At 53.1% G+C, this 2,709-nt stretch carries 3 protein-coding genes; 1 reads left to right on the forward strand and 2 read right to left on the reverse strand.

Annotated features, from left to right (window positions below; genetic code table 11):
• The coding region (locus tag WAO31_RS05780; RefSeq protein WP_509591345.1) for a ribokinase at positions 1 to 844 on the reverse strand (844 nt) is incomplete at its 3' end.
• 100 nt (positions 845 to 944) lie between these two features.
• Here WAO31_RS05780 and WAO31_RS05785 point away from each other — a divergent pair.
• Entirely contained in the window at positions 945 to 1,910 is a 966-nt protein-coding gene (locus tag WAO31_RS05785) for an NAD(P)-dependent alcohol dehydrogenase (protein WP_509591349.1), read from the forward strand.
• 20 nt (positions 1,911 to 1,930) lie between these two features.
• On the opposite strand, the gene aroE is transcribed toward WAO31_RS05785, so the two are convergent.
• On the reverse strand, positions 1,931 to 2,709 hold a 779-nt coding region (aroE, locus tag WAO31_RS05790; protein WP_509591347.1), incomplete at its 5' end, for a shikimate dehydrogenase.

The raw sequence follows: 2,709 nt of genomic DNA on the forward strand, positions 1-2,709 counted from the left end.
ACCCATCCTCAACCGCCGCCTTGAGACTCTTGTTGTGACTTAGGGCAACGGTAAGCGCTCCAAGGAAAGCATCCCCGGCACCGGTGGTGTCCACGGGCTTCACTTTTTCAGCCGGTAGGTGGATTGACTTTCCTTCCGTGGAGCTTTCAGCAAGCACCGCCCCATCGCCGCCTAGGGTGATAACGGCCGACTTTGAAACCTTGGCAAGTTCTGTGACTGCGGTAAGAGCTTCTTCGGTGCTGGTAATTTCCCGACCCAGAAGTAAAGCGGCCTCGGTCTCGTTCACCACAATCGGGTCGCAAACAGCAAGAAGATCCTCTGAAATTTTTCTGGCTGGTGCCAAGTTCAGGATGAAGCGACCCTTAACGGCGCTTGTCAATGAAGCCGTTGCCTCGACGCTTTCCAGCGGAAGTTCAAGTTGGGCCAAAACCACCGGCGCTGAATCTAGGGCAAGACCTTCAAGCTGGGTCTTGATGTCTTCTGGAGACACGAGAGCATTGGCCCCCGCGGTACTGATGATGGTGTTCTCCCCAGATTCTTCAACCAGAATGAAAGCGACTCCAGTTGGAACGTCTTTTCTGAGAACTCCTGAGGTGTCCACCCCAAAGTACTCAAGCGAACTAAGGGCCTGGTCTCCGTAGCCGTCTTTACCAACGGCGCCAATCATTTTCACAGCGGAGTCTGACCTCGATGCGGCAACCGCCTGGTTGCCGCCCTTGCCACCGGGAAGGTAAATTGCATCGGTGCCGTGAATGGTTTCACCGGGGTTTGGAAGGTTCCTAACGTTGATGGTGCAATCGATATTGATTGACCCCACCACAAAAACTTGACGTTGCAGCTCCATTGCTTTTCCTCTATGTTTACCTAATCAGGTTTATCCCAAATTATAGGCACAGGAGTTCATCTTGAAAGCATCATTCCTTATTGAGCCAGGCGTCATCGAGATGAGAGACATCGACGCCCCCACGCCAGATCATGACCAGGTGCTGGTAAAAGTTGCAGCGGTGGGTGTCTGCGGTAGCGATGTTCACTTCTACGCTCATGGCAACATCGGAACCATGATCATGAACCAGCCCTTTGTGTTGGGTCACGAGCTCTCGGGAACAATCACAGCCGTTGGAAAAGATGTTGACCCATCCCGAATCGGTAAGCGCGTCGCCATTGAACCCCAGCGCCCGTGCAGAACATGCACCCAGTGCCGTGCTGGCAGATACAACCTCTGCCCTGAAATTATCTTTTATGCAGTCCCCCACGTGAACGGAGCTTTCACCGAGTACGTCACCATCCAGGACGATTTTGCTTTTGACCTACCGGATAACGTGAGCTTTGAAGCCGGCGCACTCATGGAGCCACTTTCGGTTGCCATCTGGAGTTGCCAGCGGGCGCAGATATCTGTCGGGAGCAGAGTACTAGTGGCGGGAGCTGGACCAATAGGTGTCATTGTCGCCCAGACCGCAAAGGCCTTTGGAGCCAGCGAAGTAATAATCACTGACACAGTAGAGTCTCGGAGAACTTTTGCTCTCTCGCACGGCGCCAGCCGAGCCATCGATCCAACCAAGGAATCCCTCAGTGGACTGGATGTCGATGTCTTCATTGATGCCACCGGAGTTGGGAAAGCCGTCTACGACGGAATCAAGGCCGTGGGTCCCAACGGTCGAGTAATTCTTGTAGGCATGGGAGACGACGATGTCCTACTCCCCGTGGACTACATCCAGTCCCGTGAAATCTGGGTGACTGGAATCTTTAGATACACCAACACCTGGCCAACCGCCATTGAGCTAGTTTCCTCGGGCAAAGTGGACCTGGATTCTCTCGTGACGCACCGCTTCACCCTAGATCAGGTTGAACAGGCGCTGAACGCGCCAAAACTACCGGGTGCCATGAAGCCGGTAGTTTTACCCAACGGCTAGATAAAAGGGTAGACAAAAGGCTAGAGGACAGCTACGAGCTGGGCTCTTAGGATCTCAGGGTCAACATCGGCCCCGGTCCAGTATTTGATTCCAACTACCGCCTGGTAGACAACCATGCCATGGCCGTTCAGAGTGTGTGCACCACGCTTGGCTGCCTCTTCCAGAAAAGGCGTACTTGGTGGGTTGATGATTACATCCGCCACCAACATGGTGTCGTTAATTGAGTCGTAATCAATGTCCTGCAAATCACCTATTCCAGCCATACCTATAGATGTTGAGTTGATAACGGCTGTGGCGTCCTTGGGGATAACAAATGTCTTGTTCCACTCAATGAATTCGGCTGTAGCCGGAGTGTTCTCATTTAGTAAATCAGTCAAGATCTGGCCACGCTCAACAGTTCGATTCAGGATGTAGATCTTTTTTGCCCCCGCCAGAGCTAGCTCAACGGCAATAGCTCTTGCCGCTCCTCCAGCTCCGAGCAAGACAACCGTTTCACCGGCAGCGCTTCGGACCTCTTCGAAGGCCTTAACGAAACCTTTGCCATCGGTGTTCTCACCGACTAATTTGCCGTCACGGTTCACAACACAGTTCACCGCTCCAATAACGCGGGCTGATTCTCCAAGTTCGTCAAGGAATTTGATTACCTCGGTCTTGTGAGGGATGGAACAGTGAAAACCTTTCCAGTTCATCGCCCTGGCACCCTCAACCGCTTGCCCCAAAGATTCGGGCTCCACCTCGCAGTTTATATATCGATAGTGAAGACCGTGTGCTTGGTAGGCAGCCTCCGCCATCACCACAG

It is taken from the genome of Rhodoluna sp., from assembly GCF_049276775.1.
In the GTDB taxonomy this organism is placed as follows: domain Bacteria; phylum Actinomycetota; class Actinomycetes; order Actinomycetales; family Microbacteriaceae; genus Rhodoluna.

What these genes read in the sequence shown, in the direction of transcription:
- WAO31_RS05785 (WP_509591349.1), top strand. Translation starts at nt 945, where the DNA reads ATGAGAGACATCGACGCCCCCACGCCAGATCATGACCAGGTGCTGGTA.